Below are 242 nucleotides of genomic sequence, written 5' to 3' on the forward strand. Positions count from 1 at the left end.
GTGGACGAACCTCTGGTGTACCGGTTGTGACGCCAGTCGCATCGCCGGGTAGCTATGTTCGGAAGAGATAACCGCTGAAAGCATCTAAGCGGGAAACTCGCCTCAAGATGAGACGTCCCCGGGGACTTGATCCCCTTGAAGGGTCGTTCGAGACCAGGACGTTGATAGGTCAGGTGTGGAAGCGCAGTAATGCGTTAAGCTAACTGATACTAATTGCCCGTAAGGCTTGATCCTATAACAGG

General features: G+C 53.3%; 1 rRNA gene. It reads left to right on the plus strand.

Features of this window, described 5'->3' with window-relative positions:
* Window positions 1-234 (plus strand): 23S ribosomal RNA (locus AB4Y44_RS42895); the annotation flags it as partial.
* Window positions 235-242: the final 8 nt, after the last annotated feature.

Origin of the sequence: Paraburkholderia sp. BR10937, from assembly GCF_040965695.1 — a bacterium.
Classification (GTDB): Bacteria; Pseudomonadota; Gammaproteobacteria; order Burkholderiales; family Burkholderiaceae; genus Paraburkholderia.